The 19,763-nt window shown below is 69.8% G+C and carries 16 protein-coding genes; 6 read left to right on the top strand and 10 right to left on the bottom strand.

From position 1 onward, the window contains the following. Nucleotides 1-2 precede the first annotated feature (2 nt). The 6 genes from IEZ21_RS10005 to IEZ21_RS09980 all read right to left on the bottom strand — a co-directional run bounded on the left by IEZ21_RS10005 (nt 3) and on the right by IEZ21_RS09980 (nt 6,505). Nucleotides 3-1,196 (bottom strand): cytochrome P450, encoded by a 1,194-nt coding sequence (locus IEZ21_RS10005; RefSeq protein WP_189321522.1) that lies wholly within the window; start codon nt 1,194-1,196, stop codon nt 3-5. Then, a complete protein-coding gene (locus IEZ21_RS10000) occupies nt 1,193-2,029 on the bottom strand; it encodes a mycofactocin-coupled SDR family oxidoreductase (RefSeq protein ID WP_189321521.1) in 837 nt (278 codons plus the stop codon). The genes IEZ21_RS10005 and IEZ21_RS10000 overlap by 4 nt, the downstream gene beginning before the upstream one ends. 64 nt (nt 2,030-2,093) lie before the next feature. After that, the gene (locus IEZ21_RS09995) at nt 2,094-2,777 is read right to left on the bottom strand and encodes an SRPBCC family protein (protein ID WP_189321520.1); all 684 of its coding nucleotides are present in this window, start codon (nt 2,775-2,777) and stop codon (nt 2,094-2,096) included. Beyond that, nucleotides 2,774-3,289: a (2Fe-2S)-binding protein gene (locus IEZ21_RS09990; protein ID WP_189321519.1), complete on the bottom strand. Its 516-nt coding sequence runs from the start codon at nt 3,287-3,289 to the stop codon at nt 2,774-2,776. Before IEZ21_RS09990 ends, IEZ21_RS09995 begins: the two co-directional genes overlap by 4 nt. Then, nucleotides 3,282-4,160 carry an FAD binding domain-containing protein gene (locus IEZ21_RS09985; protein WP_189321518.1) on the bottom strand — a complete coding sequence of 293 codons (879 nt, stop codon included), beginning with the start codon at nt 4,158-4,160 and terminating at the stop codon, nt 3,282-3,284. The genes IEZ21_RS09990 and IEZ21_RS09985 overlap by 8 nt, the downstream gene beginning before the upstream one ends. Continuing rightward, nucleotides 4,157-6,505: a xanthine dehydrogenase family protein molybdopterin-binding subunit gene (locus IEZ21_RS09980; RefSeq protein WP_189321517.1), complete on the bottom strand. Its 2,349-nt coding sequence runs from the start codon at nt 6,503-6,505 to the stop codon at nt 4,157-4,159. Before IEZ21_RS09980 ends, IEZ21_RS09985 begins: the two co-directional genes overlap by 4 nt. Before the next feature lie 117 nt (nt 6,506-6,622). On the opposite strand from IEZ21_RS09980, the gene IEZ21_RS09975 reads away from it, so the two are divergent. Continuing rightward, nucleotides 6,623-7,213 carry a TetR/AcrR family transcriptional regulator gene (locus tag IEZ21_RS09975; RefSeq protein WP_213089278.1) on the top strand — a complete coding sequence of 197 codons (591 nt, stop codon included), beginning with the start codon at nt 6,623-6,625 and terminating at the stop codon, nt 7,211-7,213. A 7-nt stretch (nt 7,214-7,220) separates the two neighbouring features. Here the strand turns inward: IEZ21_RS09975 and uidA are convergent, their stop codons facing one another. Together uidA and IEZ21_RS09965 are read right to left on the bottom strand one after the other, a co-directional pair. Continuing rightward, nucleotides 7,221-9,023 (bottom strand): beta-glucuronidase, encoded by a 1,803-nt coding sequence (gene uidA, locus IEZ21_RS09970; RefSeq protein WP_189321515.1) that lies wholly within the window; start codon nt 9,021-9,023, stop codon nt 7,221-7,223. Nucleotides 9,024-9,240: 217 nt separating this feature from the next. Then, nucleotides 9,241-9,858: a TetR/AcrR family transcriptional regulator gene (locus IEZ21_RS09965; protein ID WP_189321514.1), complete on the bottom strand. Its 618-nt coding sequence runs from the start codon at nt 9,856-9,858 to the stop codon at nt 9,241-9,243. 252 nt (nt 9,859-10,110) lie between these two features. Between IEZ21_RS09965 and IEZ21_RS09960 the strand changes: the two genes are divergently transcribed. The 4 genes from IEZ21_RS09960 to IEZ21_RS09945 all read left to right on the top strand — a co-directional run bounded on the left by IEZ21_RS09960 (nt 10,111) and on the right by IEZ21_RS09945 (nt 16,419). Further along, a complete protein-coding gene (locus IEZ21_RS09960) occupies nt 10,111-11,304 on the top strand; it encodes a family 1 glycosylhydrolase (protein ID WP_189321513.1) in 1,194 nt (397 codons plus the stop codon). A 163-nt stretch (nt 11,305-11,467) separates the two neighbouring features. Then, nucleotides 11,468-12,799 (top strand): MFS transporter, encoded by a 1,332-nt coding sequence (locus IEZ21_RS09955; RefSeq protein WP_246567509.1) that lies wholly within the window; start codon nt 11,468-11,470, stop codon nt 12,797-12,799. Nucleotides 12,800-12,852: 53 nt separating this feature from the next. Continuing rightward, entirely contained in the window at nt 12,853-15,540 is a 2,688-nt protein-coding gene (locus tag IEZ21_RS09950) for a family 78 glycoside hydrolase catalytic domain (RefSeq protein ID WP_189321512.1), read from the top strand. Between the two features lie 72 nt (nt 15,541-15,612). Next, a complete protein-coding gene (locus IEZ21_RS09945; RefSeq protein ID WP_189321511.1) occupies nt 15,613-16,419 on the top strand; it encodes an SDR family NAD(P)-dependent oxidoreductase in 807 nt (268 codons plus the stop codon). A 9-nt stretch (nt 16,420-16,428) separates the two neighbouring features. Here the strand turns inward: IEZ21_RS09945 and IEZ21_RS09940 are convergent, their stop codons facing one another. Next, the gene (locus IEZ21_RS09940; RefSeq protein ID WP_189321510.1) at nt 16,429-16,989 is read right to left on the bottom strand and encodes a TetR/AcrR family transcriptional regulator; all 561 of its coding nucleotides are present in this window, start codon (nt 16,987-16,989) and stop codon (nt 16,429-16,431) included. Nucleotides 16,990-17,115: 126 nt separating this feature from the next. Here IEZ21_RS09940 and IEZ21_RS09935 point away from each other — a divergent pair, with 126 nt between their 5' ends. Next, nucleotides 17,116-18,381, top strand: coding sequence for an MFS transporter (locus IEZ21_RS09935; protein ID WP_189321509.1), 1,266 nt, complete (start codon nt 17,116-17,118; stop codon nt 18,379-18,381). Between the two features lie 51 nt (nt 18,382-18,432). Here the strand turns inward: IEZ21_RS09935 and IEZ21_RS09930 are convergent, their stop codons facing one another. Continuing rightward, on the bottom strand, nt 18,433-19,734 hold the full coding sequence (locus IEZ21_RS09930) for an amidohydrolase family protein (protein ID WP_189321508.1): 1,302 nt from the start codon (nt 19,732-19,734) through the stop codon (nt 18,433-18,435). Between the last annotated feature and the right edge of the window lie 29 nt (nt 19,735-19,763).

The raw sequence follows: 19,763 nt of genomic DNA, 5'->3' as shown, positions 1-19,763 counted from the left end.
GGTCACGCTCCTCGGATGACGAGCGGCAGCGTCTTCCAGCCCCGGACGGTCGAGGTCTGGGCCAGCTCCGCACCGTCCCAGTCCACCTCCCAGTCCGGGAAGCGCCGCAGGATCTCCTCCGCCGCCACCTTTCCCTCCAGGCGGGCCAGCGCGGCGCCCAGGCAGTAGTGGGCGCCGACGCCGAACGACATGTGCTGGCTGACCCGGTGGATGTCGAAGCGGTCCGGGTCGTCGAAGCGGTCCGGGTCGCGGTTGGCGGCGGCCTGGATGAAGAGCATGGCGCTGCCGGCCGGTACCGTCCGGCCGTGGAGTTCCACGTCCCTGGTGACGTAGCGGGCGGTGAACGGGCCCGTCGGCTCGAACCGCAGGATCTCCTCGATGGCGTTCGGGATGAGGGACGGGTCGGCCACCAGCTCCCGCCGGGCTTCCGGGTAGCGGGCCATGACCGCGCCGAACCAGCCGATGAGCCGGCCCGTCGTCTCGTTTCCGGCGCCCGCGACCACCGTGCAGTAGGTGAGGACCTCACCGTCGGTGAGGGTGCGGCGGTTCCCGTTCTCGTCCTCGAACTCGGCGGTCATGAGCTCGGTCATGAGGTCGTCGGAGGGGTGCTTCTTGCGCCACTCGATGTAGTCCTGGAAGCCCTCGGTGTTGAGGATGTCCTCCTGGGCGATCCGGCCGCCGTCGCCGGTCTCCAGGGTGGCGTCCGTGCGGTCGCGGAAGGTCGCCTGGTCGGCCTCGGGGATACCGAGCAGCATCCCGATCACCCGCATCGGCATCTCCGCGCCGACGGCCTCCACGAGGTCGAACCGGTCAGCACCGGTGACGGGTTCCAGGACTCGCTCGCAGAAGGCCCGGATCCTGGGCTCCAGTTGGGCGATCCGGCGGGGGGTGAAGACGCGGGCGAGCAGTCGGCGGTGGATGTCGTGGACCGGCGGATCCTCGAAGATCAAGGTGCCGGACGGCATCTCCATGCCGGTCTGGATGATCTCCAGGATGTCGCCGCGTGCGGAGGAGAACGTCTGCCAGTCCGCCAGGCCACGCTGGACGTCGGTGTACCGGCTGACCGCGTAGAAGTCGTGCCGGTCGTTGCGGTACAGCGGGGCTTCCTCGCGCATGCGGGCGTACAGGGGGTAGGGGTCCTTGGCGAGTTCCGCTTCGAAGGGGTCCCAGTACAGGGGCGGCTGGGCGGTGGTCATTTCAGCATGGCTCCCGCGTCGATGGTCATGGTCGTGCCGGTGACGAAGCGGCCTTCGTCCGAGGCGAGGTAGAGGACGGCGTTGCTGATGTCGACCGGCTCGACCCAGGGGGTGGGCAGCAGGTGCATGCCTTGCGACACGACGGCGAAGTCGTCGACGGTGGGGTTCTCCAGATCGGGCCGGAACATCCGGTACGTCTCGTCGTGCATCACCATCGGCGTGTTCACCTGGGTGGGGTGCACCGAATTGACCCTGACGTTGTGCTCGCCCAACTCCCAGGCGAGCGTGCGCATCAGGCCCACCACCCCGTGCTTGGCGGCGATGTAGTGCCCGATGTTGGCGTGGCCGCGCAGGCCGCCGACGGAGCTGGTCAGGATGACCGAGCCGCCCCGCCCGCCCGCGACGATGTGCGGCGTGGAGACCTTGGTGGTGAGCCAGACGCCGGTCAGGTTGACGTCGATCATGTCCCGCCAGGTCTTCTCGTCCATGGTGTCGAGGCGGGCGCCGTCGCTGCCGAGGCCCGCGTTGGCGCAGACGATGTCCAGGCGGCCCAGCTGGGCCACACCGTCGTTCACGGCGGCCTTGAGCGCGTCGTGGTCGCGTACGTCGGCCTGCACGGCGACGATGCGCCGTCCCAGCTTCTGCACCCGGTTGACCGTCTCCTCCAGGTCCTCCGGGGTCGACATGGCGAACTGGACGCCGTCGAGCTGCTTGCACACGTCGACGGCGATGATGTCGGCTCCCTCCTCGGCAAGGCGGATCGCGTGGCTGCGTCCCTGACCGCGTGCCGCGCCGGTGATGAAAGCGACTTTTCCTTCGACTCGTCCGGGCATGGTGTACCTCGTTCCTGGTGGAAGGGCAGGCTCGGGAGGTGTTCTAGGCGGCCGGGAAGCCCGGTCACCGGTGGTGCCGTCGTCGGCCGCGCAGGCCGAGGGCGAGGATCAGCAGGGCGGCGGCCAGCACGATCGGGACGGCCCGCTTGAGGGCGTCCGCGCCGGTCACGTCGATGAGGTCGAGCGGGGCGGCGGCGGTCGCTTTCGAGGCAGCAGGATTCGCCGAACGTTCCACGGCAGCCGGGTGCGCTGAAGGTTCCGCGGCAGCCGAATGTGCTGAATGCCCTCCGGATTCATGGGAGTTGGCGGCCAGTTCGGCGGCGAGGTTCTCGGCGAAGCGGTCCATCAGCGCACCGGACACCTCGGCGAGGGTGCCGCGGCCGAACTGGGCGGGCTTGCCCGTGACGTTGAGTTCGGTCTCCACGTACACGTCGGTGCGGTCGCCGCCGGCGTCGGTGAGGCGGCAGGTCACCAGCGCCTTCGCGGTTCCGTTGCCGCGTGCCTCCCTGCCGCCCGCCTCCAGGACCACGACCCTGGCCCGCTCGTCTCGCGACAGGAAGGTGACGGTGCCGTTGTAGGTGAGACCGATGGGGCCCAGTTTGACCTTGATCCTGCCGCGGTGTTCGTCGCCATCGCTGGCTGTGAGCGTCGCTCCGGGAACGCAGGGCGCGACACGCTCGACGTCGAGGAGAACCCGCCAGGCGTCCTCCACCGCCACGGGAATGCTGAGGGTGTTCTCCAGTTTCATGCCGGGCCCTCCGTCACCGCGGTGCCCGCTGTGTCGGCGGCGGCCCGGACCGCGTTCACGATCCCCTGATAGCCGGTGCAGCGGCACAGGTTCCCGGTCAGCGCCTCGCGGATCTCCTCGTCGGTGGGCTTGGGGTTCTCGGCCAGGAACGCGGTGACCGAGACGACGAAGCCCGGCGTGCAGAACCCGCACTGCAGTCCGTGGTGTTCGCGGAACGCCGCCTGGACCGTGGAGAGTTGGCCATCGGGCCCGGTGAGTCCCTCGACGGTCGTCACCTCCGCGTCATTGGCCTGCACGGCGAACACCAGGCAGGCACGGACCGCCTCCCCGTCCAGCAGCACCGTGCACGCGCCGCATACGCCGTGCTCGCAGCCCAGGTGGGTGCCTGTGAGACCGCAGTTCACTCGGAGGAAGTCGGCGAGGGTCAGCCGGGGTCTTACGGTCTCCCGGCGGCTGGTTCCGTTGACGCGTACGTGAATCTCGATGGTGTCCACGGTGTCCACGTCAGCCATGGAGTGCCTCCTGTACGGCGCGTCGCCAGGCGCGGGCGACCATGGCGGCGCCCACGCGGGTGCGGTAGGGGGCCGATCCGTGCAGATCGGAGGGGACGGAGCCGAGGCCTTCGGTCGCGGACCGCCCGATCTCCTCCGCGTCGGCTTCGAGGGGGTCGGAGCCGAGGAGCGCGGCCTCGGTGTCCCGAGCGCGGACCGCGGTCGGGCCGAGCCCGAACAGGCCGATGGCGCACCGGTCGAGGTGGCCGTCGCCGTCCATGCGGAGCGCGACCGTCGCCCCTGCGATGGCGAAGTCCCCGCTCCGGCGAGCGAACTCCTCGATGGCAAAGCCACAACGTCCTTTCCAGACAGGGAAGTTGACCCCGGTCAGCAGCTCGTCGTCGGCCAGCTCTGTGCTCCACATGCCGGTCAGGAAACGCGCTGCCGGAATGGTGCGGCGGCCTCGCGGTGACAGTGCTTCCAGCTCGGCGTCCAGCGTCAGTGCCACCGCGGGGTACTCGGCCGCGGAGTCGGCGTGCGCCAGCGAACCGCCCACGGTTCCGCGGCTGCGGATCTGGAAGTGCCCGATGAAGGGGGTGGCGCGGGCGAGGAGCGGGACGGCGGCGCGGGCCTCGTCGGAGCGCTGGACGGTGGCCTGGGTGGTGCCGGCCCCGATCCATACGGTGTCGTCGCCGCGACGCTCGATGCCGCGCAGCTCGTCCAGGCGGCGCAGGTCGACGAGATGCCCGAAAGACGCCAGACGCAGGGCCAGCATCGGAACGAGGCTCTGTCCTCCCGCGATGGCCTTCGCCTCGTCGCCCAGCTCGGCCAGCAGACCTACCGCTTCGTCCGCGTCGACCGGGGCGTGATACGTGAAGGGTGCGGGCTTCACAGGGTCACCGCCTGCCGTGTCCGGGCCTCCTCCACGAAGCCGACGACGGACGACGGCGTCAGCGGCAGACGGCTGATCCGCACGCCGAGGGGCGCGAGGGCGTCGGCGACCGCGTTCACCACGGCCGGCGCCGAGCCGATCGCACCGCCCTCGCCCACTCCCTTGTATCCACCGGGTCCCGGGCTGGGCGTCTCTACGTGCCCCACCTCGATGACCGGCACCTCGGTGGCCGTGGGCAGCAGATAGTCCATGAATGTCGTCGAGATGGGGTTGCCGTCATCGTCGTAGGCCAGATGCTCGTAGAGCGCGCCGCCGATCCCCTGGACGGTGCCGCCGAAGATCTGTCCCTCCACGACACTCGGGTTGATCATCGGTCCGCAGTCCTCGCTGACGATGTACCTCAGCAGCTTCACCTCTCCGGTCACCACGTCCACCTCGCACGTGCACACGTGCGTCGCGTTCGCCCAGATCATCAGGTGCGGGGTGTGGTAGCGACCGCTCGCCTCGAGCCCGGCGGGCACGCCGGGCGGCAGGGCGTGGACCTGGTAGTACGCGATGTCGGCGATCTCGGCGAGGGTGAGCCCGGCCTCGCCGGGGCGCCCTTTGGCCCACGCACGCCCCCGGACGAACTCGACCTCCTCGACGGGGACTTCGAGCCGGTGGGCGGCGATCGCACGGATCCGCTCGCGCAGTTCCCCCGCCGTCCCGGCGATCGCGCCCGCCGTCATGGGGCCCGACCGGCTGCCGCCGGTACCCGCTCCGTACGGGGTGACAGCCGTATCCCCCTGCACGGTGCTGACGTCCTCGATGGCGACGCCGAGCGAGTCGGCGGTCAGCTGGACGACCGTGGTCTCCAGGCTGTTGCCGCACGACCCTCCGGCGACGTACACGTTGACCTTGCCGGAGGGCTCGATGCGTATCGTCGCTCCCTCGGTGGCGTGGAAGGGCGTGGCGCCCGCGGTGGGTTCGACATACGTGCAGGTGCCGACGCCCAGATAGCGGCCCTGCTCCCGGGCGCGCACCTGTTCCCGGCGGAACGCCTCGTAGTCGAGCATCGTCAGTGCCTGCTCGAAGGTCTCGCGCGGGGAGATGTGGTCGTAGGGCATGCCGTTGAAGTTCGCCGTGGGCAGTTCCTCACGGCTGAGCATGTTCCGGCGCCGTAACTCGACGGGATCCAGGCCCAGTTGGCGCGCGGCGGTGTCGAGCAGGGTCTCGCGGGCCATCGACTCGTACTGCCATGGCCCTCGGTAGGCGACCCGCCCGCTGGTGTTGGAGAACACGAACCGCGACGAGAACGTGCCCTCGGGGATCCGGTAGGGGCCGGGGAAGAGCATGCCGACCGCGATGCCGCTCTGCACCGGAGACGGGGTCGGGTAGGCACCCGCGTCCTGGACGTGGTCGAGGGTCGCGGCCAGGATCCCGCCGTCGTCGTCGAGGGCCATCCGTGCCTCGCCGTGCTCGTGGCGCGCCTGTCCCGCCGCGAGGAGGTGTTCCTGCCGGTCCTCGATCCACTTGAGCGCGGCGGGCAGTCTGGCGGCGGCGAGCATGACGCACATGTCCTCGCGCTGCGGCAGCACCTTCTGCCCGAACCCGCCGCCGGTGTCCCGCATCACGACCCGCACCCGGTGCTCGGCGATGCCGAGCAGACGCGCGCAGAAGGACCGGACTTCGTGCGGGGACTGGGTCGCCGCCCAGATGGTCATCTCCCCGCCGGCCGCGGCGTATTCGGCGACAATCCCCCGGGTCTCCATCGGGACCGGCCCGTGGGACTGCTGGTACAGGGTCTGGCTGACGACGTGCGGCGCACGCTCGAAGACCGGATCGAGGTCCGCCATGGGACGTCCGCCGAGCCGGCCGACGAGGTTGTCCGGCCGGTCGGCGTGCACCGATTCGGCGGAGTCCAGGGCCGTCGCGTAGTCGACGACCGGCGGCAGTGGCTCATAGTCGACGACGACCAGCTCGGCCGCGTCCTCGGCAATGTAGCGGTCCGTGGCCACGACCATCGCCACCGGGTCGCCGACGAAGCGGACCTCGTCCTCGGCGAGCGGCGGCCGGGGGGTGTCCGGGTTGTCGCGTCCGTTCAGTGTGTACCACTGCTCGTGGACGCCGGGGTTGAGGTCCGACGCGACGAACACGGCGTGCACTCCGTCGAGTTGGAGCGCCTCGGACACGTCGATGCCGAGGACGCGTGCCCGGGCCATCGGGCTGCGGACGAAGCAGGCGTGCAGCATTCCGGGCCGCACGATGTCGTCGACGTACGTGCCGGTGCCGGTCAGAAGCCGTGGATCCTCGACTCGCAAGGTGCGCTTGCCGACGTAGGCCGCGTCGCCCCCGGTTGGTGCCATCGGTCTGGCCCTCCGCTCAATGCTGAACGAGTGTTTAACCGAATGTGCTGAACGACTGTTTAACACCCGCTCTCCGGGAGCGTCAAGCACAATGACGGCATGACTGCGCCTCGACGAATGGGTACCGAGAGCTCCAAGACGCGCCTGCTCCTGCTCGACGTCACGGAGCGGCTGATGCTGGAGGAGGGGTACGCGGCCGTCGGCGTACGGAGGGTGGCGCGCGAGGCCGAAGTGGCCCCGGCTCTTGTCCTGTACTACTTCCGCACGCTCGACGACCTGTTCCTCGCCGTGCTGCGGCGGCGCGCGGACGAGGAGTTGAAGCGACTGGACCGCCTTCTGGGCGGACCTCAGCCGCTGCGGGCGCTGTGGCGGCTCAGCAGTCACCCCGGCAATGCGCTGACCACGGAGTTCACGGCACTGGCCAATCATCGCAAGGCGATCCGTGCCGAACTGGCCGCTTACGCGGAGCGCTATCGCGAGGCCCAGTTGGAGGCACTCACCCGCGGCCTCGCGGAGGCGGGCACGGAGCTGCCGCCCGAGGTGTCCCCGGCCGTGCTGCTCGTGCTCACCAATGCGCTCGGCCGGGTGCTCATGATGGAGAACGCCATGGGCATGAACACCCGGCACGCGGAGACCCTCGCGTTCGTGGAGGAGGTCCTCCAGCGCTATGAGGGCACTTCCGCACCCGCCAAGACCTCCGGGCGGTGAAGCCCGCTCAGCTCCCCTCCCCCGACGGCTTGCGACCGCCCAACTCCCGCCATCGCTGCCGCAGCGAGTGCGCGGCCGTCTTGGGCCGCCGGTCGCGCGTGAAGACGCCCTTCTTGTTGCCGTCGACCCGGTGGATGCCGTGGGAGGTCTGGAAGTCGGCGAAGTTCCAGACGTGTTCGCCGACGACCGCCTCGATCCGGTCGAACGCGCGGTGGCTCGCGGCGAGATAGGCCGCCTGGTACTCCTCCGTCCACGGCTGGTCCCACACGGAGTGCAGGCCGGGCATGGTGTCCGCCCCGTACTCGCTCATGATGAGGGGCTTGCCGAACTTCTCGGCCCAGCCGCGCAGATCACCCTCCATGTACGTCTCGGCCGTCGCGAGGTCGCCCGTCGCGATGTACCAGCCGTAGTACCGGTTGATGCACAGGACGTCGAAGAGTTCGGCGATGCGGTCGTTGTCGGACGTCGCGAACATGACGGCGGCGTAGGTGACGGGGCGGGTGGGGTCGAGTTTGCGGGTGAGTTCGACGAGCGGCTCGAAGTATTCACGTGCGCCTTCCTCGTTGGAGGACGGCTCGTTGGCGATGCACCACATCACCACGCTGGGGTGGTTCTTGTCGCGGGTGATCAGCTCCCGGATCGCCTGGGCGTGGGCGGCGCGGGTCTCGTCGTTGAACGTGTCGGGCGAGAAGGTGGGGCGCTGCGGGGCCCCGGTGAGACCGGCCTCGACGGCCAGGTTGAGGCCCACGGCCGCCGTCTCGTCGATGACGACGATGCCGTGCCGGTCGGCGAAGTCCATCACCTCTTCCGCGTAGGGATAGTGCGAGGTGCGGAAGGAGTTGGCGCCGGTCCACTCCATCAGCTGGAAGTCGTGGACGAGGTACGCGTCGTCGTGTCCCTTGCCGCGCACGGCGGTGTCCTCGTGCTTGCCGAAGCCGGTGAAGTAGAACGGCTCGCCGTTGATGAGGAACTGGGTCCCCCGGACCTCGACGGTGCGCACGCCGAACGGCTGGGCGTACGTGTCGCCGACCGTTTCGCCGTCGCCGTCCACGATCTCGGCGACGAGTTCGTAGAGGTACGCCGCACCGGGCCGCCACGGCGTCACATCCTCCAGGCGCACGCTGCCACTCGTCCCCTCGGACGCGGCGACCTCGGCCCCGGAGGCGTCGAGGACGCGGACGCGGACCGTGGCGGGCGCGCTGGTCTCGACCTCGTACTCGACCGTGCCGCTGGTGCCGTCGAGACCGGTCACGATGCTGATGTCCTCGATGCAGACGGACGGCACGCTGTACAGCCACACCGAGCGGGCGAGGCCGGCGTAGTTGTAGAAGTCGTGCAGGTACGTCTGCTTGCGGCAGCCGTCCTGGGTGACGGTGATCCTGCCGGGCGGGATGGTGGTGTTGGTCAGTTCGTTGTTCACGCCGATCGTCAGCCGGAACTCCTGTCCGGCACTGACGTACTGGGTGATGTCGGCCTCGAACGGGGTGTAGCCGCCGACGTGTTCGGCGACCAGTGAGTCGTCGACGTACACCTGTCCCTGGTGCGTGGCGGCGTCGACGCGCACGATCACCCGGTCTTCGGACCAGCCGCGCGGTACGCGGACAAGGCGCTGGTACCAGACCCAGCCGACGTGGTCGCGGATCGCGCTGTCGGTGAACAGGTCGTTGTAGCTGGCGGGCACGGCGGCTTCGAGCGGGGTGTCGAGTGGTCCGGCCCACGGGCGCTCACCGACGGCGGTCGCGGTGGCGAACCTCCACAGGCCGTCGAGGTTCACCAACTCGCGGGTAGCGGTGGAACGGGGTTTCAACATCGGGTTTCTCTCCTGTGGGGGTGGCGCGGTGAGGATGCGGCCCGCCGAAGCCGCGACACCGCCAACTGTTACCACACGGTTGGTTTTCCCTCGAAAAGTAAGCCGCCACAGCAAGGGCGGGAAGGGCGCGGCTCGACTTCGTAATCAGAGCGTTACCTGATGCGGCGTCAGCAGAAGGCCGCAGAGCTGATACGCGCGGCGCGACGTGCCGGCGCTGTCACTTCGAAGGCTGCTCGTCACCCTCGGAGCCGATGACCGACTGCATGAAGATCTCCAGCAGGCGCAGCGAGTCGCGTGACGGGTCGAGGAGAGCCTGGATGCGGAGTCCGTCCATCATCGCGAGCACCATGACGACCTTGTCGTCGGCGGACAGATCGGGGCTGTCGTACGCCGTGTTCAGGGAGCCGCTGCGGAATCTCGTGCGCATCCGCTCACGCCGTCCGGCGAAGAATTCGTGCGCCGGGTGGGTCGGACTGGTCGCGGCGATCGCCAGGGCGAGCCAGTTGCGCTGGTAGTCGGGGTCCGCGAACTCGTCGGCCAGCACCGCGCCGAGCACCGCAGGTCCCGCCGTCCCCGCTGCGATGATCCGCGCGGCCTGCTCCTCTTCGTCCGCCTCGCGCTGGGCCAGAGCGGCGAGGAGGAGTTCCTCCTTGCCCGAGAAATGCCGCAGCAGCGCCGCGTGGGTCACGCCCGCTCGCGCAGCGATGTCCCGCAGGGAGGCGCGCTCGTACCCGTGCTCGGCGAAGCCCGCCAGAGCCGCACGGACGATCTGCAGCCTCCGGGCCGGCGTCGTCGCGTACGGCCCCCGGCGACGGGTGCCGGTGGGGGAACTCATGCTGCCTCCTGCGCCGTGGCTCGCCACCGGACGGGGGCTTGCCTTCCGCTGCTGTCCGGAACTTTAATCTAGCGCGAATTGTTTCCACTGTGGTTACATTCTGGCCCTCGGGGCGGCTGCCCGACGTCGGCAGCCGCGCCGCAGATCGTCCACGGCCTTCGAACCGCCCCTCTCATACGGCAGTTGAAGTCCCCGTCGGCCTGACCAGCCCCGCTGTCGGCATACGACACGACCACACCTCAAGGACCGCCCATGGACAGCAAGACGACTTTCCTCTGGGGAGCCTCGACGGCCCCGCACCAGATCGAGGGCAACAACATCAACAGCGACTGGTGGGTCCTCGAGGGACAGATGCCCGGCATGGAGCGCAGCGGGGACGCCGTCGACAGCTACCACCGCTTCGAGGAGGACATGCGTCTGCTCGCGGACGCCGGGCTCAACGCCTACCGGTTCGGCGTCGAATGGGCACGCATCGAACCGGTCCCCGGAGAGTTCTCGCGGGCCGAACTCGCGCACTACCGGCGGATGATCGACACCGCGCGAGGTCTCGGACTGACACCTGTGGTCACCCTGCACCACTTCACCAACCCGCACTGGTTCACCGAGGAGGGTGGCTGGCTCGGCGAGCGGGCGGTCGACCGGTTCACGCGCTACGTCGAGACCGTCACCGGGATCCTGGGCGACGTTCCCTGGATCGTCACCATGAACGAACCCAACATGCTGGCGATGATGATGACCATCCAGCGTCAGATGCAGTCGCGTCCCGCGGACGACTGGCAGAGCCCGACCGTGGACAACGACACGCGTCCGACGCTGCCCGCCCCGGACCTGGCGATCGGCGGCGTCCTCGTCAAGGCGCACCACGCGGCGCGCGAGATCGTACGGGCGAACACCGACGCGGCGGTGGGCTGGACGGTGGCGAACCGAGCCTTCGCCGCACGGCCCGGCGCCGAGGAGAAGCTCCGCGAGCTCGAGTACATCTGGGAGGACCTCTACCTCGATGCCGCACAGGGTGACGACTTCGTCGGGGTCCAGTCGTACTCCAGCCAGTGGGTCGGCCCGGACGGCATCGAGCCGCACCCGCCGCACCCCGACAACACCCTGGTCGGGACGGCGTACCGCCCCGACGCCCTCGCCATGGCGGTCCGTCACACCTGGGACGTCACGGGCGGGATTCCGATCCTGGTGACCGAGAACGGCATCGCCACCGGCGACGACACGCGTCGCATCGCGTACACGCAGGAGGCCTTGCGCCACCTGTTCGCCGCCACCGACGACGGCATCGACGTACGGGGATATCTGCACTGGAGCGCCCTGGACAACTTCGAGTGGGGGCACTGGGAGCCCACGTTCGGACTGATCGCCGTCGACAGGGAAACCTTCGAGCGCCACCCCAAGCCGAGCCTGGCCTGGCTCGGTGACGTCGCCCGGCGTGGCCGGCCCTGAGGGACTCCACGATCCCGCGCTTCAACGCCGTGGGTGCGCCGACGCGGACGCTTCGGACACACCTCAGCAACCACAAGTCCTCAACCTGACGCCGCGTCGCACGGGCACCGCAGCCCTGCGCCGGCACCGCACGCTCTAGAGCCGCTTTGACAATGGAGTCACCGTGCAGGACGAGTCCCTGTCCGGCAGTCACCCGGACACATCCGCGGCGTCTCAGCCGCCCACCGCCGCCGTGGAGCAACGCCCCGAGGAGCCCGGCCCACCGCTGGAGCCGGTCAGCAACAGCTATCTCATCTGGATGATGGCCGCCAACTTCGGCGTCGCCATGGCCTACGTCCTGCCCCTGGCGTACACGCTGACCTTACGTATCGATGAGCTCGCTCCCGGCCGGGAGGAGGTACTGGGCTACATCACCGGGACCGCCCAGGTGGTCTTCCTCATCGCCAGCCCGCTCATCGGTGTCTGGAGCGACCGGACACGCAGCCGCTTCGGGCGCCGGCGCCCGTTCCTGATCGGCGGCAGCATCCTCGGCCTGCTGGCACTGGCGGGCATCTCGGTTGCGCCCAGCCTCCTGCTCATCGGGGTCGGGTGGGTGTTCGCGATGCTGGGATGGGCGACGGCGTCCCAGGCGATCATCACCGTCCAGGCCGACCGCATCCCGGAGGAACAGCGCGGCAAGGTCTCCGGACTGACCGGGGTCACGGGTCAGGTGGGGCCCATCATCGGCGTCGGAATTGCCTCGGCCGTGAGCAACTCCTTCCTGGTCTTCGTGATTCCGGGGGTGCTCGGCATCGTCCTCGCGGTGGTGTTCGCGGTCCGCGGGTCGGAGCCCGACTCGCGTCCCCTGGCCCCCACCGGACCTGTGTCCGTCAAAGAGATCCTGGCGAGCTATGTCTTCAACCCGCGCCGGTATCCCGACTTCGGGTGGAACTGGCTGGGCCGGTTCGTCTTCTTCATGGGGCTGTACTTCAACACGACCTTCAGCACCTTCTTCTACGCCCAGCGCCTCGACCTTCCGGTGAAGGAGGTCGCGGGAGCGGTCGCCGTCGTCGGCGCGGTCGGCGTCGTCGCGGCCATCCTCGGCGCGGTCGGCGGAGGCTTCCTGTCGGACAAGCTCGGCCGCCGACGGCTCTTCACACTCATCGGCGCGCTCCTGTTCGTCTGCGGTGCCGTCGTCGAAGCGTTCGCCTACTCCTTCCCCATGCTCTTCGTCGGCTCGGTGCTCATGCAGCTCGCCATCGCGGCGTTCGCCGCCGTTGACTCGGCGATCGCCATGGCCGTACTCCCGAACCGCACCGAGGCCGGCCGGTACATGGCGGTGGTCGCGTTCTCGCAGAAGATTCCGAGCGCGCTCGCCCCGCTGATCGCCCCGTTCATCATCACCTTCGGCACGGTGGGCGACGTCAAGAACTACACCGCCCTGTATCTCACAGGTGCCCTGTTCGCCCTGGTCGGCGGCCTGCTGATCTTCACGCGCGTACGTTCCGTCCGCTGAGATCCGCTCCTCGTCCGGCTTCTGTCACACGCATGGGAACGATACGGAGAAACATGTCCGATCACGCACCGGTAAACCTGAGGATCGACAGCGGAGGTGGCCGGCTCGTCGTCTGCGGTGCTCGACCCCATCTGTCATGGCAGCTGCCCACGGGCTGGCCGGAGCAGGACGGATACGTGCTCGAAGCGCGTATCAACGGCGTCGACCAGGCCCCCGTCCAGGCGGCATCGCCCCGGCATCTGTTCATTCCCTGGCCGTGGCAGGCACTGGCAAGCCGGGACAAAGTCAGCTGGCGTGTACGCAGTCGCCAGAGTGACGACACATCGCCGTGGTCGGCTCAGCACGAGTTCGAAGTGGGCCTCCTGGCGCCGGACTGGACGGCCGCCTGGATCTCGCCGCCGGAGCCCGAGGCCGACTCCACCGAGGCGAACAGGCCCGCGTACACGCTGGAGGGCTCCTTCGTCCTCGATCGCCCCTGCACCAGGGCCCGGCTCTACGCCACCGCTCTGGGGGTCTACGAGGTGTACCTCAACGGCCGCCGCGTCGGCGACACCGAACTCGCGCCCGGGTCGACCTCGTACGCCGAGACGCTCTACGGGCAGGCCGAGGACATCACGGACGACGTCCGCTGGGGACGCAACGAGATCGAGATCGTGCTCTCGGACGGCTGGTACCGGGGCAAGTCGGGGGCGTGGCGCAAGCCCGCCCGATGGGGCACTCGTACGGCCGCGCGCCTGGAGGTGCACATCGAGCACCCCGACGGCACCTGGACCACCGCCGGCACCGGGCCTCGGTGGTCGTCCCGGCCCAGCGCCATCGTCCGCGCCGACCTCATGGACGGGCAGACGACCGACCTCGGCACGGTCCGGCGGGATCCGGCTCCCGTCGTGGTCGACGCCGTGGAGGCACCGCCGGTCGAGTGGTCGCCCGCGCCCCCGGTGCGACGGATCGAGCGGCTCGAACCGACCGGCGTGACCCGGACCTCTCCCGGCTCCTGCGTCGTCGACTTCGGGCAGAACGCGTCGGGCTGGATCGCCCTCACCGACCTCGGCCCGGCCGGCACCCGCACGGTGATCGACCACGGCGAACACGTCGACGCCTCGGGCGACCTGACGACCAGTCACCTGGACAGCGCCCGCCCGGGCGAGCCGCCCGTCCCGTTCGTGCAGCGCGACGTGGTCGTCTCCGACGGGGCGGCGACCGGCTGCTTCGAACCGCGGCACACCATCCACGGATTCCGGTACGCCAAGGTCCAGCGAGACGACGGCGCGGAGCCGGCCCCTTCGGCGATCTCCATGCAGGTCGTGCACACCGACCTGCGCTCCACCGGGACCTTCGCCTGCAGCGATCCGGATCTGACGCGACTGCACGACGTCGCGCGGTGGAGCTTCCGCGGCAATGCCGTGGACGTCCCGACGGACTGCCCCACGCGCGAGCGGCTCGGCTGGACCGGCGACTACCAGATCTTCGTCTCGACGGCCGTGCGACTGTTCGACGTCGACGGATTCTCCCGCAAGTGGCTGCGCTCGGTGCGCGACGACCAGTTGCCCGACGGCCGGATCGTCAACTCCTCCCCCGACCCCAACCACCTCAAGAAGCACCCCGACGCGATGGTCGACCACATCACGGGCTCGGCCGGGTGGGGGGACGCCATCGTGCACGTCCCGTGGGTGCTGTACGAGACCTACGGCGACGACGTCGCGCTCGCCGAGAACTGGGACGCGATGGTCCACTGGGTGGAGTTCGCGCTGGGGGCCGCGCGCTCGAAGCGGCACCCGTCACGCGTCGAGCGGTCGGCGAACGCACGGCCGCACGAGGCGTATCTGTGGGACGGTACCTTCCACTGGGGAGAGTGGAGCGAGCCGAAGCAGCGCGCGGCGGACGGATCGCTCATCGACCCCGTGGGGAGCGATCCCGTGGCGTGGTTCATGACCGACAAGGGGGAGGTCGGCACCGCGTACCTGTACCGCTCGGTGAGCACCCTCGCCAGGATCGCCGACGTACTCGGCAAGGAGGACGACGCACGCCGGTACCGCGGGCTCGCGGAGCGCATCCGCGACGCGTGGCAGACCGAGTTCCTGGACGGCGAGGGGCGTACCACCGCGGGGACGCAGGCCGGCTATGTGCGGGCCCTCGCCTTCGACCTCGTGCCTCCCCGGCTGCGGGACGCGGCGGCGGCGCATCTGGTGACGCTCATCCGTGAGGCGGGCGATCACCTCACCACAGGCTTCCTGTCCACGGCCGACCTGCTCCCCGTACTGGCCGACACCGGTCATGCCGACGTCGCCCACGCCGTCCTGACCCGGCGTACGGAACCGTCGTGGCTGGCCATGCTGGACCGGGGCGCGACGACGATCTGGGAGGACTGGGAGGGCATCGACGCCGACGGCAACGCGACCGCGTCGCTGAATCACTACAGCAAGGGCGCCGTCGTCCGGTTCCTGCACACCCACACGCTCGGTCTGCGCCAGACACCGGGATCGGTGGCGTGGAGCTCGTTCGTCGTCGCACCCGTGCCGGGCCCCGGCATCACATGGGCGTCCGGATCGTTCGAGAGCCCTCAAGGCACCATCGCCGTGAACTGGGCGCTCGACGACGGCACGTTCCGGATCGACGTCGACGTACCCCCCGGATCGACGGCGACCGTCGTCCTCCCGGACGGCACGGCCATCCCCGCCGGCCCCGGACCTGTGCACGCCGAGTGCCCCGTCCCTTCACCACGGGCGCTGCCCGTTCCATGACCGCCATCTCGCCCCAGGCGCCGTTCTCGCCGGCCCGCAGGCACACGAACCCGACACCGAAGGAAGTGCCCCATGCCCATGCCTGATGTCTCCGCCCGTTCCATCGCCGAGCTCACGAGCCTCAACGACCGCAGCGTCGTGGTGACCGGCGGCGGGCGCGGTCTCGGCAGAGCGATCGCCGCCCGACTGGCCGAGGCGGGCGCCCGCGTGCTCGTCGGGGACGTGGACGCCGAACTGGCGAAGGCCGCGGCCACCGAGCTCGCCGACCGGTACGGCGCCGACGTCGTGGGCATCGAGATGGACGTGACGGACTCGGACAGCGTGCGCGGCTCGGCGGACTTCGCCGTGGAGCGGTGGGACCGGCTGGACGCGTGGGTCAACAACGCGGGCGTCTTCCCCAGCGTCCCGATCGCAGAGATGGACGACGCCACGTGGGACAAGGTGTTCGCGGTGAACGCCCGAGGCGTCCTCGCGGGCACCCGTGAGGCCTCCCGGGTCATGAGCGCCGGCGGGCACGGCGGCGTGATCGTCAACATCTGCTCCACCGCGGGCTTCCAGGGCAGCGCTCCGGGACTTGCCGCCTACGTCGGATCGAAGCACGCGGTACGCGGCATCACCCGGCAGAGCGCCATGGAGCTGGCCCCGCACGGAATCCGCGTGCTCGGGGTGGCACCCAGCTATGTCCCGACCGAGGGGAATCAGCTGGCCGCCGCCGGCGTGCCCGTCCAGGAGGACAGTGTGCCGCTCATGATGACCAGCCCGATCGGCCGCATCGGGACGCCCGATGACATCGCCCGCGTGGTGTTCTTCTGCGTCAGCGACCTGTCGATGTTCATGACCGGCAGCACCCTCCTGGCCGACGGTGGCACCACCGCCTGAGCGCGACCACTACTGCCCCTCTCCCGTGGGCAGGGATTCCACAGCCCGTGCAACCGCACGCCGCAGTTCGTCCAGACCGAAGTCGGGCCCGAGGACCATCCGCCGCAGCTGGGGCATGGCGATGCTCCAGCTTGCGAGGGCGAGAGTGAAGAAGACGCGCGTACGGGCGTCGTCGTTCGGGTCACCGGCCTGCGCGGCGGTCACCTTGTCCCCGTAGTGCAGGGTGCGCTCCTCCTCCGCGGGAACGGGACCGTCACCGGCTTCCAGGGCCTCCCACATCACCAGACGCAGCGCCTCCGGGTGAGCCCGGTGGTACTCGAAGAGACGCTCGGCGTAGGCGGGCAGGTCCGCGGAGGGCGGGACGGCCTCGGCCAGCTCGGCCAGCCTGCGTTCCAGTACGACGGCGAACAGCTTGTTCTTGTCGCCGAAGTAGTCGTAGATGGCCCGCTTGTTGGCCTTCGCCTCGGTGGCGATGCGATCGACGCGGGCTCCGGCGACGCCGTACGCCGCGAACTCTGCGGTGGCGGCCGCGATGATGCGCTCTTTGGTCGCCGCGGAGTCGTATGCCATACGCCCATGGTAACGAACTGGTTCGTTTGACCGTCGCGAACCCGACGTGCAACTCTGAACCCGAAAGCGAACCAACTGGTTCGATCGAAGCTGTACGCCGCGCGTCGACAGGAGTTCTCGGCCGTCATGTCCCAGAACACATCACTCGTATCTCCCGCGTCGGTGGGCCTGGGGCGCAGGCTGCCCCTCCTCATGGCGCTGGCCTGCGGCGTCACCGTGGCCAACGCCTACTTTCCGCAGGCAATCACCCCGCTGATCGCCCAGAGCTTCGGAGTCTCCCCGGCCACGGCCGCGACCCTGGCGACGGTGACCCAACTCGGTTACGCCGCCGGGATCTTCCTGCTCGTCCCTCTCGGAGACCGCCTGCCGCGCCGACCGCTGATCACCGTGCTGCTCGCGGTGACCAGCCTGGCCCTCGTGGCCGCCGGGCTCGCCCCGGCCACCGGCCTGCTGCTCGCCGCGGGCACCCTGGTCGGCCTGGCCACCGTGGTCCCGCAGATCCTCCTGCCCATGGCGGCCGGCCTGGTCGAGCCCGAGCGGCGCGGCAGCGTGATCGGCACGCTGCAGGCCGGCCTCATCGGCGGCATTCTGCTGGCCCGAGCCTTCGGCGGCGTACTGGGCGAGCACCTGGGATGGCGCGCCCCGTACCTGATAGCCGCCGCACTGACCGCGCTGCTCGCCGTCGCACTCGGTCTCGTCCTGCCCACGGCCACCCCGGCCGCCCGCGACCGGTACGCCACGCTGCTCGCCGACACCCTGCGCCTGTTGCGCACGGAGAACGAGCTGCGCCGGTCCGTGCTCTTCCAGGTCACCGTCTTCGGTGGCTTCAGCGCGGCCTGGACCGCGGTCGCCCTGCTGATCACCGGCCCGCGCTACGACATGGGCACTCAGGCCGTGGGGGTGCTGGCCCTGGTCGGTGCGGGCAGCATGTTCTTCGCGCCCGCGGCCGGGCGCTGGGTCGACCGGTACGGCGCCGACCGCGTCAACCAGTGGTGCATCGCGGGCGCGCTCGCCGCGGCGGCCGTTCTGACCGCCGGCTCGCTGGGCGGCCCTGCCGGGATGGTCGGACTGGCCGCCGGGCTGCTGCTGATCGACGTGGCGGTGCAGTGCGGACAGGTCGCCAACCAGGCCCGTATCTTCGCCCTCCGCCCCGAGGTGCACAGCCGCCTCAACACGGGCTACATGACCTGCTCCTTCCTCGGCGCCGGCGCCGGGTCCTGGCTCGGTGCCCGCGCCTACACCCACCTCGGCTGGACAGGCGTGTGCGCGCTCATCGCGCTGGCCGTGGCTCTGTCACTCGCCACGTATCTCATGGGTGGCCGCAAGCCGCCCGCCGACCAGGGTGCGCCCGCGCCGACGGCCGAGCCGCAGCCAACGACCGGCCCTCGGTGACCGCCACCGCGACACCCAGGTCTCCGTGCGGACATCACCCGTTGTCGGCCCCTAGTCGGCTGCGGCAGCGGTCACCGCGGCCTCCGCCCGCTTGCGGAAGGCATTGAGTTTGTCCGCCGGGGCGACCACCTGGTGGCTGCGTGCCTTGACGGACACGTCGTGTCCTTCGGCCGCCTTGCGCAGCGCGCCGACCGTGGCCTGCTCGCGCGGGATGTGCTGGAACGGCTCGAACCGGTACCAGCGCATGGCGTTCTCGTGTGTCATCTTGTTGATCTCGGCGTCGGACACGTCGTTCGCCCGCAGCACCTCGTGCAGTTCCTCCGGGGCGTTCGGCCACATGGAGTCGCTGTGCGGGTAGTCGGCCTCCCAGCACATGTTGTCGATGCCGATGTCGTGACGGAGCCTCACTCCGATGGGGTCGCTGATGAAGCAGGTCAGGAAATGCTCGCGGAACTTCTCGGAGGGCAGCTTCCCGCCGAAGTCCTGCAGCGTCCACGTGGCATGCATCTCGTAGGTGCGGTCGATGCGCTCCAGGAAGTACGGGATCCAGCCGGTGCCGCCCTCGGACAGGGCGATCTTCAGGTGCGGGAACTCCTTGAGGACCCGCGACCAGATGAGGTCGGCCGCGGCCTGGACGAGGTTGATGGGCTGGAGCGTGATCATCACGTCCGGCGGGGAGTCCTTGGCGGGGATGGACAGGCGGCCGGAGGAACCGATGTGCAGGTTCATGACGGTGCCGCAGTCGCTGAGCGCCCGCCACAGCGGGTCCCAGTAGTCGCTGTGGAAGCTCGGGTAGCCGAGGACGGCCGGGTTCTCGGGGAAGGTGAGGGAGTGGCAGCCCTTCTCCGCGACGCGGCGCACCTCCTGCGCGCACAGTTCGGCGTCCCAGATGGCGGGGAGCGCCATGGGGATGAAGCGGCCCGGGTGTTTGCCGCACCAGTCGTCGATGTGCCAGTCGTTGTACGCGCGCACCAGCGCGAGGGAGAAGTCCGGGTCCTCGGTGGCGAACAAGCGGGCCGAGAAGCCCGGGAAGGAGGGGAAGTTCATCGAGCCGAGGACGCCGCCGGCGTTCATGTCGGCGACGCGTTCGTCGACGTCGTAGCAGCCGGGGCGGATCTCGTCGAGGCCCTGGGGTTCCAGGCCGTACTCCTCCTTCGGCCGTCCGGCGACCGCGTTCAGGGCGACGTTGGGCAGGACGGCGTCCCGGAAGGTCCACACATCGCTGCCGTCGTCGCGGTGCACGAGCCGCGGGGCGTCGTCGCGGTAGCGGGCGGGCAGGTGCTTCACGAACAGGTCGGGGGGTTCGATGATGTGGTCGTCGACGCTGATGAGGATCATGTCGTCGCGCTGCATTGAGCTTCCTCTCGCGTGGTCGTACGGGG

The sequence above is a fragment of the Streptomyces flaveus genome (assembly GCF_014647675.1).
GTDB lineage: Bacteria > Actinomycetota > Actinomycetes > Streptomycetales > Streptomycetaceae > Streptomyces > Streptomyces flaveus.
Note: the sequence above shows the minus strand (reverse complement) of the source record. Positions and strands in the feature narration are given on the sequence as shown.

Excerpts from the sequence above, each read along its gene's own strand:
- IEZ21_RS10005 (WP_189321522.1), bottom strand. The coding sequence starts at position 1,196 with ATGACCACCGCCCAGCCGCCCCTGTACTGGGACCCCTTCGAAGCGGAA.
- IEZ21_RS10000 (WP_189321521.1), bottom strand. The coding sequence starts at position 2,029 with ATGCCCGGACGAGTCGAAGGAAAAGTCGCTTTCATCACCGGCGCGGCA.
- IEZ21_RS09995 (WP_189321520.1), bottom strand. The coding sequence starts at position 2,777 with ATGAAACTGGAGAACACCCTCAGCATTCCCGTGGCGGTGGAGGACGCC.
- IEZ21_RS09990 (WP_189321519.1), bottom strand. The coding sequence starts at position 3,289 with ATGGCTGACGTGGACACCGTGGACACCATCGAGATTCACGTACGCGTC.
- IEZ21_RS09980 (WP_189321517.1), bottom strand. The coding sequence starts at position 6,505 with ATGGCACCAACCGGGGGCGACGCGGCCTACGTCGGCAAGCGCACCTTG.
- IEZ21_RS09975 (WP_213089278.1), top strand. The coding sequence starts at position 6,623 with ATGGGTACCGAGAGCTCCAAGACGCGCCTGCTCCTGCTCGACGTCACG.
- uidA (WP_189321515.1), bottom strand. The coding sequence starts at position 9,023 with ATGTTGAAACCCCGTTCCACCGCTACCCGCGAGTTGGTGAACCTCGAC.
- IEZ21_RS09965 (WP_189321514.1), bottom strand. The coding sequence starts at position 9,858 with ATGAGTTCCCCCACCGGCACCCGTCGCCGGGGGCCGTACGCGACGACG.
- IEZ21_RS09960 (WP_189321513.1), top strand. The coding sequence starts at position 10,111 with ATGGACAGCAAGACGACTTTCCTCTGGGGAGCCTCGACGGCCCCGCAC.
- IEZ21_RS09950 (WP_189321512.1), top strand. The coding sequence starts at position 12,853 with ATGTCCGATCACGCACCGGTAAACCTGAGGATCGACAGCGGAGGTGGC.
- IEZ21_RS09945 (WP_189321511.1), top strand. The coding sequence starts at position 15,613 with ATGCCCATGCCTGATGTCTCCGCCCGTTCCATCGCCGAGCTCACGAGC.
- IEZ21_RS09940 (WP_189321510.1), bottom strand. The coding sequence starts at position 16,989 with ATGGCATACGACTCCGCGGCGACCAAAGAGCGCATCATCGCGGCCGCC.
- IEZ21_RS09935 (WP_189321509.1), top strand. The coding sequence starts at position 17,116 with ATGTCCCAGAACACATCACTCGTATCTCCCGCGTCGGTGGGCCTGGGG.
- IEZ21_RS09930 (WP_189321508.1), bottom strand. The coding sequence starts at position 19,734 with ATGCAGCGCGACGACATGATCCTCATCAGCGTCGACGACCACATCATC.